Consider the following 10,985-nt stretch of genomic DNA (forward strand, 5'->3'; position numbering starts at 1 on the left):
CACCCGGTTCTGAAGAAAACCATCCGTAAGTCCAAAAAGTACCGGGCTCACGATGAACAGAACGCTTTCAAGGTCGGCGACCAAGTACGCATCATCGAGTGCGCGCCGAAATCGAAAACGAAACGCTGGGAAGTTCTGGTAGCCTAAGAGTCTCGTTACAGAGACTCCTGGCGACTAGACTTAACAGTCAGTCGAAACCCTGGGGGATACACCACGCATCGGTGCCCCATAGGTCGGGAGAAACCACATGATCCAGATGCAAACAAACCTGGATGTAGCTGACAACAGCGGCGCTCGCCGTGTTCAGTGCATTAAGGTTCTGGGTGGTTCCAAGCGTAAGTACGCATCCGTAGGCGACATCATTGTTGTCTCGGTTAAGGAAGCCATTCCACGCGGTCGCGTTAAAAAAGGGGACGTCCGTAAGGCCGTCGTCGTACGCACCGCTAAAGAAGTCCGTCGTGAAGATGGCACAGCGATCCGCTTTGATCGCAACGCAGCTGTTATTTTGAACAACGCCAATGAGCCAGTCGGTACACGTATCTTCGGCCCAGTTGTTCGTGAGCTGCGCGCCAAGAACTTCATGAAGATCATCTCGCTCGCGCCGGAGGTGCTGTAAGATGGCTGCTAAGCTGAAAAAAGGCGACAAAGTTGTCGTACTTGCCGGTAAGGACAAAGGCAAAGAGGGCACGATTTCCTCTGTTGACCCCAAAGCCGGCAAAGCTGTTGTAGATGGCATCAACATCGCTATCCGCCACACCAAGCAAAGCCAAACCGCACAGGGCGGTCGCATCCCTCAGGCGATGCCGATCCAACTGTCCAACCTGGCAATCCTGGACAAAAACGGCAAAGCAACCCGTGTTGGCTTCCGCATGGAAGGTGACAAGAAGGTTCGCTTCGCTAAGACTACAGGGGACGTGATTGATGCTTGATAATGCAGACTACACACCACGTCTGAAGTCGCTCTATGCGGATTCCATCCGCGCCGCTCTGAAAGAAGAGTTTGGTTACAAGAACGACATGCAGATCCCTAAGCTGGAAAAGATCGTGCTGAACATCGGCTGTGGCCGTGCAGCCGTGAAAGACAGCAAGAAAGCCAAGTCAGCACAGGCTGATCTGACCGCGATTGCGGGCCAGAAAGCTCTGACCACCATTGCAAAGAACTCCATTGCCGGCTTCCGCGTTCGCGAAGGCATGCCAATGGGTGCAAAGGTGACCCTGCGTGGCGACCGTATGTACGAATTCCTCGATCGTCTGATCACCGTTGCGATGCCCCGCATCCGCGACTTCCGTGGTGTGAAGCCGAGCTTTGATGGCCGTGGCAACTTTGCCACCGGTTTGAAAGAGCACATCGTGTTCCCAGAAATCGACTTTGATAAAGTTGATGAGAACTGGGGCATGGATATCGTCATCGCCACCGATGCTGAAACCGACGCCGAAGCGCAGAGCCTGTTGAAGCATTTCAACATGCCCTTCATCGCGTAAGGCTGAGAGGATTACGACATGGCTAAAAAAGCAATGATCGAACGCGAAAAGAAGCGGGAACGTCTGGTCGCGAAATACGCCGCCAAACGCGCCGCGCTGAAAGAAATCGCAGCCGATGAGTCCAAGCCAATGGAAGAGCGTTTCACAGCGCGTCTGAAACTGGCCAAACTGCCGCGCAACAGCTCGGCAACCCGTCTTCACAACCGGTGCCAGCTCACCGGCCGTCCTCACGCTTACTACCGTAAGCTGAAGGTCAGCCGTATTGCGCTGCGCGAGCTGGGTTCTGCAGGTCAGATCCCCGGCATGGTCAAATCTAGCTGGTAAGGAGAGAGAATTATGAACGATCCTATCGGTGATATGCTGACCCGTATCCGTAACGGCCAGATGCGCGGCAAGTCGGTGATTTCTACACCTGCTTCCAAACTGCGCGGCTGGGTTCTGGATGTGCTGGCCGACGAAGGCTACATCCGCGGCTACGAAGCAGCTGAAGAGAACGGCCACCCGGCCTTCGAAATCAGCCTGAAGTACTACGAAGGCACCCCTGTTATTCGCGAGCTGAAACGGGTTTCAAAACCTGGTCGTCGTGTGTACATGGGCGCTGAAGACATCCCAACCGTCCGTCAGGGCCTGGGTGTGTCGATTGTCTCCACCTCTAAAGGTGTGATGTCGGATGCAAGCGCTCGCTCCAATAAGGTTGGTGGCGAAGTACTTTGCACGGTCTTCTAAGGAGAGCTTGATGTCTCGTATTGGTAAAAAACCGGTCGAGCTGCCCAGTGGCGTTAGCGCTTCTGTCTCCGGCCAGACCATCGAAATCAAAGGTCCGAAGGACACCCAGTCTTTCACTGCAACTGACGACGTCAATATTGTAGTTGAAGACAACATTGTGAAAGTGACACCGCGCGGCTCGTCCAAGCGTGCACGTCAGCAATGGGGTATGTCCCGCACCATCGTCGCCAACATGGTGACCGGTGTGACTCAGGGCTTCAAAAAAGAACTCGAGATCAACGGTGTTGGTTATCGTGCGCAGATGCAGGGTGCCACCCTGAAGCTGTCGCTCGGTCTCTCTCACGAGGTGAACTTCGAAGTGCCAGCGGGTATCACCGTGACCACGCCGAAGAACACACAGATCATTGTCGAGGGCACTGATAGCCAGCTTGTAGGCCAGGTTGCGGCGAACATCCGCGAATGGCGTAAGCCCGAGCCTTATAAAGGCAAAGGTATCAAGTACGTTGATGAATATATCTTCCGCAAGGAAGGTAAGAAGAAGTAAGGACCAGTTAGATGGCAAACAGCAAACGGGATCTGTTCCTCAAGCGCCGCCTGCGCGTCCGGAACAAACTTCGCAAGGTCAATGGCGATCGCAAGATGCGCCTGTCCGTGCACCGCAGCAACAAGAACATCAGCGTTCAGCTGATCGACGATCGCAACGGTGTCACAGTCGCATCCGCTTCCACATTGGAAAAGGATCTCGGCCTTGTCGGCAAGAACACCATCGAAGCAGCCACCAAAGTGGGTGCAACGATTGCCGAACGTGCGAGCAAAGCAGGCGTGACCGAAGCATACTTCGATCGCGGCGGCTTCCTCTTCCACGGCAAAGTGAAGGCTCTGGCCGACGCTGCGCGTGAAGGTGGGCTCAAAGTATAAGACTTGTGGGGGACGTTCGCGTCCCCCCGATGATCCGGGAGGTCGGGCTTTGGTCCGGCTTCACTGGGATCGAGTGATTCAGGCGCCAAGCGCCAGTAGATAAAGGAATGCCAAATGGCAGAACGTGATAACCGTCGGGGCCGTGGTCGCAACCGCGAAGACGAAACCCCGGAATTCGCAGATCGTCTCGTAGCGATCAACCGTGTTTCCAAGACCACCAAAGGTGGTAAGAACTTTGGCTTCGCAGCTCTGGTTGTTGTTGGTGACCAAAAAGGCCGTGTAGGCTTCGGTAAAGGTAAAGCGAAAGAGGTCCCTGAGGCCATCCGCAAAGCCACCGAGCAAGCCAAGCGTCAAATGATCCGCGTGCCACTGCGCGAAGGTCGTACCCTGCACCACGATATCGAAGGCCGTCACGGCGCCGGTAAAGTGGTTATGCGCACCGCGCCAGAAGGTACTGGTATCATCGCCGGTGGTCCAATGCGTGCTGTTTTCGAAATGCTCGGCGTCAAAGACGTTGTTTCGAAATCCATCGGTTCGCAGAACCCCTACAACATGATCCGCGCCACCATCGACGGGCTGAACAAAGAAGCCAGCCCACGTCAGGTTGCGGCTCGCCGTGGCAAGAAAGTTGCTGACATCCTGCGCAAGGATGACGCACCTTCCGAAGCCGCAGACGCGTAAGGAGTAACGACCAATGGCAAAAACCATCGTTGTAAAACAGGTCGGTTCGCCGATCCGTCGCCCACAAGACCAGCGTGCTACGCTGATCGGTCTGGGTCTGAACAAAATGAACCGGACCCGTGAACTGGAGGACACTCCTTCGGTACGCGGCATGATTCGCAAGGTTTCCCACATGGTGGAGATCATCGAAGAGCGCGACTAAGCCCTTTTTGATCGAAAAATTAAGAACGCCCTCGGATATTCCGGGGGCGTTTTTGTTTGCATTGTCGGGAAGTCTTTAAGGTTTTGGAAGGGATTGGCGCAGGCATGGATTGGCGTTGCTAAATGTTGGGGCGGCTCGGCGTGGAAGCCCAAAATATATCATTCCGAAACGGAATGATTAACATCGCTTCCATCGATATTCGCCAAGTGCATATCTGGCTTGCTGTCTTGTGCCTACCGCGCTGCAAATTTGGGCACTAAATGGAACGCATGAACAGATAACGCGCTCCAGCCGACATGGCGCATCGGCACTTGAAGGATTTTACTCATGCAACATGCACCATCTCTGCACATCGAAGCCGTAGACATCATTGGCCGTTTCTCCCGTTTGGTTGAGAATTGGGTTCTGAACCGTAAGCGCGATGCGTCTTTTGCCAAAACTGTCAAAGAGCTGAACAGCCTGACCAGCCGTGAGCTGGCTGACATTGGCCTGAACCGCGGCGACATCGAAGATGTTGCGCGCAAAGGCGCACTGGCCCTGTAAACCACAGGTCACCCAGACACTCCCCAAAAGCCTCGGAGAATGCTCCGGGGCTTTTTGCGTTTTGGCGCCTTCTCCAAAGAAGTTGTCCTCTGTGCATAGGAGATAGTCGTTTGCCTTTGTTGAAAGGCGTCTCTGGCAGACCTTTATCTATAGAGTAACGCAAACCACACATTCCCGACACACACCCGCGCTAACCAAAAGTCGTTAAGCGCCTTAAGGAGGACTTGTCCGATGGCCTATTTGAACACACCACACTCGCGCAGCATTGGTATGGGCGCACGTATCTATGATGCTTGGTCCACCTACCGTGCGGAGCGGCAGCATAACGCCCTGTATCGTGAGACAACGCGCCAGTTGGGCGGGCTGAGCAAACGCCAATTGGAGGACATTGGGGTGTCTCGCCATGACATAGAGATCCTGGCGCGGGATCACACGGGGTCTCGCTGAGATTGACCTGGACATGAGTTGGAAAGCCTCGGCACTTGCCGGGGCTTTTTGGTTACTGGGAGATAAAGAGCCATGACAAAGATGCATATCGGGCAGATCAATTGGGCAATTGTTAGCGATAACGGTGGAGCCTATGTTGAAGGCACCAGAAGGTAAAACAAGAAAACGCCGGAAAATACGTTTCGGCACGGATAGATAAGGAGCCATCACCATGGCATTTGTACAAACAGCCCAGTCCGCCCGCATTGATCTTTTTGCAACTCTGCGTGCGTCGATTGAAGACTTCAAAGCGGCCCGCGCGCTGCGTCAGAAGTATAACACCACCGTTCGGGAATTGGCCCGCATGAGTGATCGTGAATTGAACGACATTGGTGTTGATCGCTACGACATCCACAGCATCGCAACCCAGCACACTTACGGCTGAGTGAGCCAAAAGACTAAATGAAACGCCCCTGCCTGACCCGCAGGGGCGTTTTTGTTTGTCAGGAGGGCTGCGGGACGGCCGCCGTATGGCCAGTCACGTGATCCTCAAGGCCTTGCAGGTTGCCGTCGAGCACCTTGCGCATCATGGGTTTCATCAGGGCCTGTCCCATAAGCCAGCCAAACGGGCCAAATTTGGTGGCAAACTCGATGCTCCATGTGACGTGAGTTTTGCTGCTGCCGTTGGGCGCGAGGCGGAGCTCGGCGTGCATTTCTTTCAACGGCATCTTGCCCAGATCAACCAGCGCCACGCGATAGCCGCGGTCTTCGGTCCAGGTGGTGACCTCTTCGACAACAGAGCTTCCGTCGGGAAAGTAGCAGCGGCGTTTGGCGCCAAGGCCATTGGACTGTTCGCTCAGTGCGTCCACTTTGGTGATACCGGGCGCAAAGGCGTCGATGTTCATATAGTCGCTCAATGTGGTCCAAATCGCATCTGGGGAGGCGTTGAGGATCTTGCTACGCTGAAACTGGATCATGTGTCTTTCCTTAGAACAATAACTTCGTTGATCTTTGTCTAAACTTGCCCTGCTGACAACGGTATGTCAGCAGTGTGGCAGCAGAGGTGAAAAATGCGTCGCACGGAACGGCTTTTCCAGATTATCCAAGTATTGCGGGCAGCCCGCGCACCGGTGACGGGGCGTGAGCTGGCGACTGAACTAGAGGTTTCGTTGCGCACACTCTACCGAGACATGGCAGAGTTGATTGCGCAGCGGGTACCCATCACCGGTGAGGCCGGGATGGGCTATGTGCTGGATGAGGGCTATGACATGCCACCACTGATGCTGACACCAGATGAGTTGGAAGCGGCTGTATTGGGCGCTGGCATGGTGGCAGCGCAGGCTGATCCGTCACTGGCATTGGCGGCACGGGACTTGGTAGCGAAGCTGACCGAGGTGATCCCTGAGGAGCTGCGGCCCGTGGTGCTGGACGCGGGATCACGGGCGATTGTCACGCGGGGGCCAAAAGAGGAGCAGTTTGACGGGGCACGGTTGCGCGTGGCCATTCGGGAACGCTCTAAGCTTCGGGTAGCTTATCGGGACCGAGATGAGAGCGAGAGCAGCCGGGTGATCTGGCCTCTGTTGATCGCCTATCTGGACGGAGAGCGCTACATCGTGGCTTGGTGCGAGCAGCGACAGGACTACCGGCACTTTCGCACGGATCGGGTTGTCGCGCTGGATGTGCTGAATGAGGCTTATCCGGGGCGGCGGGCGGCGTTGATCAAAGTGTGGGAAGAGGTGATGGCGAAACGGGGTGGGGGCGGTTAGCGCCATGACGCGGCGCCAAGTTGGCGCCGCACTGCGTTGGGACTATTCTAAGGCTCTTTAGGTGCCGGTCTCTCTGGTTTGCGATGGATGAGTTGGCTGTCTGACGGAGCCTCCGCACGATCAGACATCCCGTAATCTCTGACGACGTGTGCAATACGCAGGCGGTAGGTGTCAAAAACTTCGTCGCGCCCTTTCGTTTGAGCCGAGCGGTGCGCAGACAGGCGTCGCCACTGTGCAATGGCCTCCTCCGTTTCAAAGAAAGACAAGGACAGGACCTTGTTTGGATCGGTAAGGCTTTGGAACCTTTCCACGGAGATAAAACCATCGATCTCGTGGAGCAGGGGACGCAGGTTGGCGGCGATTGTGAGATATTCGTCTTTGCGCCCGGCGGCGGGTTCGACTTCAAATATAACCGCGATCATTTGCTGCCGCCGATTGGAGACGAGGCGAGCCTGAGAAAGGTCCGGTCTTCCCGCAGTAAGAATTTCTCTTTCTGTGCGAAGGTGTAGTTCTCTTGGCCGAGAGGGTCTGCGGCCAAACGGGTACGGTAAGCCTCGTATTCGGCGAGGCTGGCCACGTTGTAGATGCCGTAAGCGAGAGTTGTAGACCCCTCGTGTGGGGCGAAGTAGCCAATGAGATCGGCGCCACAGCGCGGGATCGCCTCACCCCAATTGCGGGCATATTGCTCGAACTGGGCTTTCTTGGTTGGATCGATGTGATAGCGAATGACACAGGTCAGCATGGGAGTCTCCGTTTCCATTTGAACGGCCTACCTAGGCGATTGCGGACGTTGGATGCTTCGATTAGGATCGAACTATGAAAGAAGGTCCTGATATCGCCCATATCGCTGCACTGATCGGAGATCCCGCGCGCGCCAATATGTTGACTGCGTTGATGAGCGGCAAAGCTCTGACGGTGAGTGAATTGGCGGAGGAAGCGGGGGTGACGGTGCAAACGGCAAGCTCACATCTCTCAAAACTCGACCATGGCGGGCTGTTGCGCCCCCGTAAGCAGGGGCGGCACAAATACTTCTCGCTGGCCAGTGATGAGGTGGCCCACGTCCTAGAGGGGCTGATGGGGCTTGCGGCCGGGTCAGGGTTTTTACGCAAGCGTACCGGCCCCAAAGATGCCGCCCTGCGTGAGGCACGGGTCTGTTACAACCATCTTGCGGGTGACATGGGCACGCGCATGTTTGATAGCATGATCGCGCAGGGGCACCTGATTATAGAGGGCGAAGACTTAAAACTGACCAAGGCTGGGGCGGTTTTTGTCGCTGAGTTGGACATTGACCTGTCCACGTTGCGCAAAGGGCGTGCAGCGCTCTGCAAGGAGTGTCTGGATTGGAGCGAGCGTCGATCACATTTGGCGGGCAGTCTTGGACGGGCGTTACTGGCTCGGTTTGAGACACTCTCGTGGGCGCAGAGGGACAAAGCCACTCGGGTTGTGACCTTCTCGGGGGCCGGAGCCAAGGCCTTTGATGGGCTGTTTCCCATGGTGTGAAGTCTGGTTCGTCAGAGCTGTAGGATCGTTGGAGTGTATGTGCCTGACCTTTGGCGGGGCATCGTTGTCCACCTGAGGCTTGACCAAATTCGGTTCGCCATCTTCCACATTGCAAACCCACGCCTGAGGGTCTATACGCCCCCGGGTGGCGTTTTGCGTCATGAGAATCAAAACCAAGAAAAGCCGTGTTTGGCCCGAAGACGCTTCGTGGGTCAGTTCCGGCAAGGAGAAGCGATATGAAACTGCACGAACTGAGCGACAATCCTGGCGCAACCAAAAAACGCATGCGCGTTGGCCGTGGCCCTGGCTCCGGCAAGGGTAAAATGGGTGGCCGTGGTATCAAAGGTCAAAAATCGCGTTCGGGTGTTGCGATCAACGGCTACGAAGGTGGCCAGATGCCATTGTACCAGCGTCTGCCTAAGCGCGGCTTCAACAAGCCAAACCGCAAGGCATTTGCTGTGATCAACCTCGGCCTGATCCAGAAATTTGTCGACGAAGGCAAAATCGATGCCAAAGCCGCAATCACCGAAGATGCGCTGATCGCATCCGGTGCTGTGCGCCGCAAAAAAGACGGCATCCGTGTTCTGGCAAAAGGCGACGTTTCCGCCAAGCTGAACATCGAAGTGACCGGCGCTTCCAAAGCTGCGGTTGAAGCAGTTGAAAAAGCGGGTGGCTCTCTGACAGTCAAATCCGCGCCAGCGGCTGAATAAGAGGTTGTGAGCGGGCAAAGACCCGCTTACATATCCTTCCAAGTTTTCCTAACGCCGCCAAACCGGAAAACGGTTCTGGCGGCGTTTTTAGTCTAAGAGAGATCCTAAATGGTATCTGCAGCAGAGCAAATGGCGGCCAACACCAGCTGGTCCGCACTTGGAAAAGCCACCGACCTGCGCAATCGCATCCTGTTCACACTGGGTTTGCTGATTGTGTATCGCCTTGGCACATGGATTCCGGTTCCGGGCATCGACGGTGTCGCGCTTCGTGAATTTATGGAAGAGGCGGGCGCAGGCATTGGCGGCATCCTGTCCATGTTCACCGGCGGCGCGCTGGGGCGGATGGGCATCTTTGCTCTGGGCATTATGCCTTATATCTCCGCGAGCATCATTGTGCAGCTTCTGGGGTCGATGGTGCCCTATCTTGAGCAACTCAAGAAAGAAGGCGAGCAAGGCCGTAAAAAGATGAACCAATACACCCGCTACGGCACGGTGGCATTGGCAACGTTGCAGGCATATGGCCTCGCAGTGAGCTTGGAGGCCGGTGAGCTGGTCACTGATCCGGGCCTGTTCTTCCGTTTCAGCTGTCTGGTGACGCTGGTTGGCGGCACCATGTTCCTGATGTGGCTGGGTGAGCAGATCACCGCACGCGGCATCGGCAACGGTATCTCGCTGATCATTTTTGTGGGCATTGTGGCCGAACTTCCTGCTGCGCTGGCTCAGTTCTTTGTCTCCGGCCGCACAGGCGCAATCAGCGAGGCAGTGATTGTTGCGGTGATTGTGATGGTGATTGCCACCATCGCCTTTGTGGTCTTCATGGAGCGGGCGCTGCGTAAAATCCACATTCAGTACCCCCGTCGTCAGGTTGGCATGAAAGTCTATGACGGTGGCTCTTCTCACCTGCCGGTGAAAGTGAACCCAGCCGGTGTGATCCCAGCGATTTTTGCCAGCTCTCTGCTGTTGCTGCCAACCACCATTGCAACGTTCTCTGGGGGCCAAACCGGCCCAATCATGTCGACCCTGCTGGCCTACTTTGGCCCAGGACAGCCGCTGTACCTGCTGTTCTTTGTCTCCATGATTGTGTTCTTTGCTTATTTCTACACCTTCAACGTCAGCTTCAAACCTGACGAAGTTGCCGACAACCTTAAAAACCAGAACGGCTTTGTGCCCGGGATTCGCCCCGGTAAGCGCACCGCCGAGTATCTGGAATACGTTGTGAACCGCATTTTGGTGCTGGGGTCAGCCTATCTTGCGGCAGTTTGTCTCCTTCCTGAGATTCTGCGTGGTCAGTTTGCAATCCCGTTCTACTTTGGCGGCACCTCGGTTTTGATTGTGGTCTCCGTTACCATGGACACCATTCAGCAAGTTCAGAACCATTTGCTGGCCCACCAGTACGAAGGGCTGATTGAAAAATCGCAGCTGTCCGGTAAAGGTCGGAACAAACGCAAACGCAAAGGACCTGCTCGTCGATGAATATTATTCTGCTTGGCCCGCCCGGTGCCGGTAAAGGAACCCAGGCTGGCCGTCTCGTCGAGAAGCGCGACATGATCCAGCTTTCTACGGGCGACATGCTGCGCGCTGCAAAAACCTCCGGTACGGAGATGGGCAAGAAGGTTGCCGAGGTCATGGACCGCGGCGAGCTTGTCACCGACGAGATTGTGATCGGCTTGATCCGAGAGCAGTTGGAAGGCGACAAGAAGGGCGGCTTCATCTTTGATGGCTTCCCGCGCACCTTGGCTCAAGCAGATGCATTGGCAGACTTGTTGGAGGACTGTGGCGAGAAACTCGACGCAGTGATCGAGATGCAGGTGAATGATGAGGTTCTCGTAGAGCGCATCATCAACCGTGCGAAAGAAGCAGTGGCCAACGGAGGCGCAGCGCGCGCTGACGACAACGCCGAAAGCCTCAAGGTGCGCTTGATGGCGTATTACAAGCAAACTTCGCCATTGATTGGCTACTACCACGCCAAAGGCAATTTGACCTCGGTTGATGGTCTGGCGTCGATGGACGAGGTTGAGGCATCTGTGGCAG

21 protein-coding genes are annotated in these 10,985 nt (G+C 55.6%); 18 read left to right on the forward strand and 3 right to left on the reverse strand.

Annotation, left to right across the window (positions count from 1 at the left end; translation table 11 throughout):
- The 13 genes from QZ517_RS18250 to QZ517_RS18310 all read left to right on the forward strand — a co-directional run.
- On the forward strand, positions 1 to 147 hold a 147-nt coding region (locus QZ517_RS18250; RefSeq protein ID WP_294229911.1), incomplete at its 5' end, for a 30S ribosomal protein S17.
- Positions 148 to 247: 100 nt separating this feature from the next.
- Positions 248 to 616 carry a 50S ribosomal protein L14 gene (gene rplN, locus QZ517_RS18255; protein ID WP_044050560.1) on the forward strand — a complete coding sequence of 123 codons (369 nt, stop codon included), beginning with the start codon at positions 248 to 250 and terminating at the stop codon, positions 614 to 616.
- 1 nt (position 617) lies between these two features.
- The gene (rplX, locus tag QZ517_RS18260; RefSeq protein WP_294229868.1) at positions 618 to 929 is read left to right on the forward strand and encodes a 50S ribosomal protein L24; all 312 of its coding nucleotides are present in this window, start codon (positions 618 to 620) and stop codon (positions 927 to 929) included.
- Positions 922 to 1,482 (forward strand): 50S ribosomal protein L5, encoded by a 561-nt coding sequence (rplE, locus tag QZ517_RS18265; RefSeq protein WP_283425775.1) that lies wholly within the window; start codon positions 922 to 924, stop codon positions 1,480 to 1,482. The genes rplX and rplE overlap by 8 nt, the downstream gene beginning before the upstream one ends.
- Positions 1,483 to 1,500: 18 nt before the next feature.
- A complete protein-coding gene (gene rpsN / locus QZ517_RS18270) occupies positions 1,501 to 1,806 on the forward strand; it encodes a 30S ribosomal protein S14 (RefSeq protein ID WP_283425776.1) in 306 nt (101 codons plus the stop codon).
- Positions 1,807 to 1,818: 12 nt separating this feature from the next.
- On the forward strand, positions 1,819 to 2,208 hold the full coding sequence (gene rpsH, locus QZ517_RS18275; protein WP_283425777.1) for a 30S ribosomal protein S8: 390 nt from the start codon (positions 1,819 to 1,821) through the stop codon (positions 2,206 to 2,208).
- Between the two features lie 10 nt (positions 2,209 to 2,218).
- Positions 2,219 to 2,752 (forward strand): 50S ribosomal protein L6, encoded by a 534-nt coding sequence (rplF, locus tag QZ517_RS18280; protein WP_294229872.1) that lies wholly within the window; start codon positions 2,219 to 2,221, stop codon positions 2,750 to 2,752.
- 11 nt (positions 2,753 to 2,763) lie between these two features.
- Positions 2,764 to 3,126, forward strand: a complete 363-nt coding sequence (gene rplR / locus QZ517_RS18285) for a 50S ribosomal protein L18 (RefSeq protein WP_283425779.1) — start codon at positions 2,764 to 2,766, stop codon at positions 3,124 to 3,126.
- Positions 3,127 to 3,240: 114 nt separating this feature from the next.
- Positions 3,241 to 3,807, forward strand: a complete 567-nt coding sequence (gene rpsE, locus QZ517_RS18290) for a 30S ribosomal protein S5 (RefSeq protein ID WP_294229875.1) — start codon at positions 3,241 to 3,243, stop codon at positions 3,805 to 3,807.
- A 13-nt stretch (positions 3,808 to 3,820) separates the two neighbouring features.
- Positions 3,821 to 4,009: a 50S ribosomal protein L30 gene (gene rpmD, locus QZ517_RS18295; RefSeq protein WP_209064855.1), complete on the forward strand. Its 189-nt coding sequence runs from the start codon at positions 3,821 to 3,823 to the stop codon at positions 4,007 to 4,009.
- A 327-nt stretch (positions 4,010 to 4,336) separates the two neighbouring features.
- Positions 4,337 to 4,552 (forward strand): DUF1127 domain-containing protein, encoded by a 216-nt coding sequence (locus QZ517_RS18300; RefSeq protein ID WP_294229880.1) that lies wholly within the window; start codon positions 4,337 to 4,339, stop codon positions 4,550 to 4,552.
- 231 nt (positions 4,553 to 4,783) lie between these two features.
- A complete protein-coding gene (locus QZ517_RS18305; protein WP_294229883.1) occupies positions 4,784 to 4,999 on the forward strand; it encodes a DUF1127 domain-containing protein in 216 nt (71 codons plus the stop codon).
- Positions 5,000 to 5,210: 211 nt separating this feature from the next.
- The gene (locus QZ517_RS18310; protein ID WP_294229886.1) at positions 5,211 to 5,423 is read left to right on the forward strand and encodes a DUF1127 domain-containing protein; all 213 of its coding nucleotides are present in this window, start codon (positions 5,211 to 5,213) and stop codon (positions 5,421 to 5,423) included.
- A 58-nt stretch (positions 5,424 to 5,481) separates the two neighbouring features.
- Here the strand turns inward: QZ517_RS18310 and QZ517_RS18315 are convergent, their stop codons facing one another.
- Complete coding sequence (locus QZ517_RS18315; protein WP_294229888.1) at positions 5,482 to 5,955, reverse strand: SRPBCC family protein; 474 nt, start codon at positions 5,953 to 5,955, stop codon at positions 5,482 to 5,484.
- A 93-nt stretch (positions 5,956 to 6,048) separates the two neighbouring features.
- Between QZ517_RS18315 and QZ517_RS18320 the strand changes: the two genes are divergently transcribed.
- Positions 6,049 to 6,744: a YafY family protein gene (locus QZ517_RS18320; RefSeq protein ID WP_294229890.1), complete on the forward strand. Its 696-nt coding sequence runs from the start codon at positions 6,049 to 6,051 to the stop codon at positions 6,742 to 6,744.
- Positions 6,745 to 6,791: 47 nt separating this feature from the next.
- Here the strand turns inward: QZ517_RS18320 and QZ517_RS18325 are convergent, their stop codons facing one another.
- Together QZ517_RS18325 and QZ517_RS18330 are read right to left on the reverse strand one after the other, a co-directional pair.
- Positions 6,792 to 7,166 (reverse strand): antibiotic biosynthesis monooxygenase, encoded by a 375-nt coding sequence (locus tag QZ517_RS18325; RefSeq protein WP_294229893.1) that lies wholly within the window; start codon positions 7,164 to 7,166, stop codon positions 6,792 to 6,794.
- The gene (locus tag QZ517_RS18330) at positions 7,163 to 7,486 is read right to left on the reverse strand and encodes an NIPSNAP family protein (protein ID WP_294229914.1); all 324 of its coding nucleotides are present in this window, start codon (positions 7,484 to 7,486) and stop codon (positions 7,163 to 7,165) included. The genes QZ517_RS18325 and QZ517_RS18330 overlap by 4 nt, the downstream gene beginning before the upstream one ends.
- Positions 7,487 to 7,560: 74 nt before the next feature.
- On the opposite strand from QZ517_RS18330, the gene QZ517_RS18335 reads away from it, so the two are divergent.
- The 4 genes from QZ517_RS18335 to QZ517_RS18350 form a co-directional block, all read left to right on the forward strand.
- Positions 7,561 to 8,244, forward strand: a complete 684-nt coding sequence (locus QZ517_RS18335) for a winged helix-turn-helix domain-containing protein (protein WP_294229898.1) — start codon at positions 7,561 to 7,563, stop codon at positions 8,242 to 8,244.
- A 236-nt stretch (positions 8,245 to 8,480) separates the two neighbouring features.
- A complete protein-coding gene (rplO, locus tag QZ517_RS18340; RefSeq protein ID WP_294229902.1) occupies positions 8,481 to 8,954 on the forward strand; it encodes a 50S ribosomal protein L15 in 474 nt (157 codons plus the stop codon).
- A gap of 108 nt (positions 8,955 to 9,062) precedes the next feature.
- The gene (secY, locus tag QZ517_RS18345; RefSeq protein ID WP_283425787.1) at positions 9,063 to 10,427 is read left to right on the forward strand and encodes a preprotein translocase subunit SecY; all 1,365 of its coding nucleotides are present in this window, start codon (positions 9,063 to 9,065) and stop codon (positions 10,425 to 10,427) included.
- A partial coding sequence (locus QZ517_RS18350; RefSeq protein WP_294229908.1) for an adenylate kinase occupies positions 10,424 to 10,985 on the forward strand: 562 nt, incomplete at its 3' end. The genes secY and QZ517_RS18350, both read left to right, overlap by 4 nt.

Origin of the sequence: uncultured Shimia sp. (genome assembly GCF_913054185.1) — a bacterium.
Taxonomy (GTDB): domain Bacteria; phylum Pseudomonadota; class Alphaproteobacteria; order Rhodobacterales; family Rhodobacteraceae; genus Shimia.

Bases quoted from the DNA above. Each gene is read 5' to 3' on its own strand.
- secY (WP_283425787.1), top strand. From the start codon at position 9,063: ATGGTATCTGCAGCAGAGCAAATGGCGGCCAACACCAGCTGGTCCGCA.
- rplO (WP_294229902.1), top strand. From the start codon at position 8,481: ATGAAACTGCACGAACTGAGCGACAATCCTGGCGCAACCAAAAAACGC.
- QZ517_RS18300 (WP_294229880.1), top strand. From the start codon at position 4,337: ATGCAACATGCACCATCTCTGCACATCGAAGCCGTAGACATCATTGGC.
- rplN (WP_044050560.1), top strand. From the start codon at position 248: ATGATCCAGATGCAAACAAACCTGGATGTAGCTGACAACAGCGGCGCT.
- QZ517_RS18330 (WP_294229914.1), bottom strand. From the start codon at position 7,486: ATGCTGACCTGTGTCATTCGCTATCACATCGATCCAACCAAGAAAGCC.
- rplR (WP_283425779.1), top strand. From the start codon at position 2,764: ATGGCAAACAGCAAACGGGATCTGTTCCTCAAGCGCCGCCTGCGCGTC.
- QZ517_RS18335 (WP_294229898.1), top strand. From the start codon at position 7,561: ATGAAAGAAGGTCCTGATATCGCCCATATCGCTGCACTGATCGGAGAT.
- rpsN (WP_283425776.1), top strand. From the start codon at position 1,501: ATGGCTAAAAAAGCAATGATCGAACGCGAAAAGAAGCGGGAACGTCTG.
- rpsE (WP_294229875.1), top strand. From the start codon at position 3,241: ATGGCAGAACGTGATAACCGTCGGGGCCGTGGTCGCAACCGCGAAGAC.
- QZ517_RS18310 (WP_294229886.1), top strand. From the start codon at position 5,211: ATGGCATTTGTACAAACAGCCCAGTCCGCCCGCATTGATCTTTTTGCA.
- rpmD (WP_209064855.1), top strand. From the start codon at position 3,821: ATGGCAAAAACCATCGTTGTAAAACAGGTCGGTTCGCCGATCCGTCGC.
- QZ517_RS18315 (WP_294229888.1), bottom strand. From the start codon at position 5,955: ATGATCCAGTTTCAGCGTAGCAAGATCCTCAACGCCTCCCCAGATGCG.
- QZ517_RS18320 (WP_294229890.1), top strand. From the start codon at position 6,049: ATGCGTCGCACGGAACGGCTTTTCCAGATTATCCAAGTATTGCGGGCA.
- QZ517_RS18305 (WP_294229883.1), top strand. From the start codon at position 4,784: ATGGCCTATTTGAACACACCACACTCGCGCAGCATTGGTATGGGCGCA.
- rplE (WP_283425775.1), top strand. From the start codon at position 922: ATGCTTGATAATGCAGACTACACACCACGTCTGAAGTCGCTCTATGCG.
- rpsH (WP_283425777.1), top strand. From the start codon at position 1,819: ATGAACGATCCTATCGGTGATATGCTGACCCGTATCCGTAACGGCCAG.
- rplF (WP_294229872.1), top strand. From the start codon at position 2,219: ATGTCTCGTATTGGTAAAAAACCGGTCGAGCTGCCCAGTGGCGTTAGC.
- QZ517_RS18325 (WP_294229893.1), bottom strand. From the start codon at position 7,166: ATGATCGCGGTTATATTTGAAGTCGAACCCGCCGCCGGGCGCAAAGAC.
- rplX (WP_294229868.1), top strand. From the start codon at position 618: ATGGCTGCTAAGCTGAAAAAAGGCGACAAAGTTGTCGTACTTGCCGGT.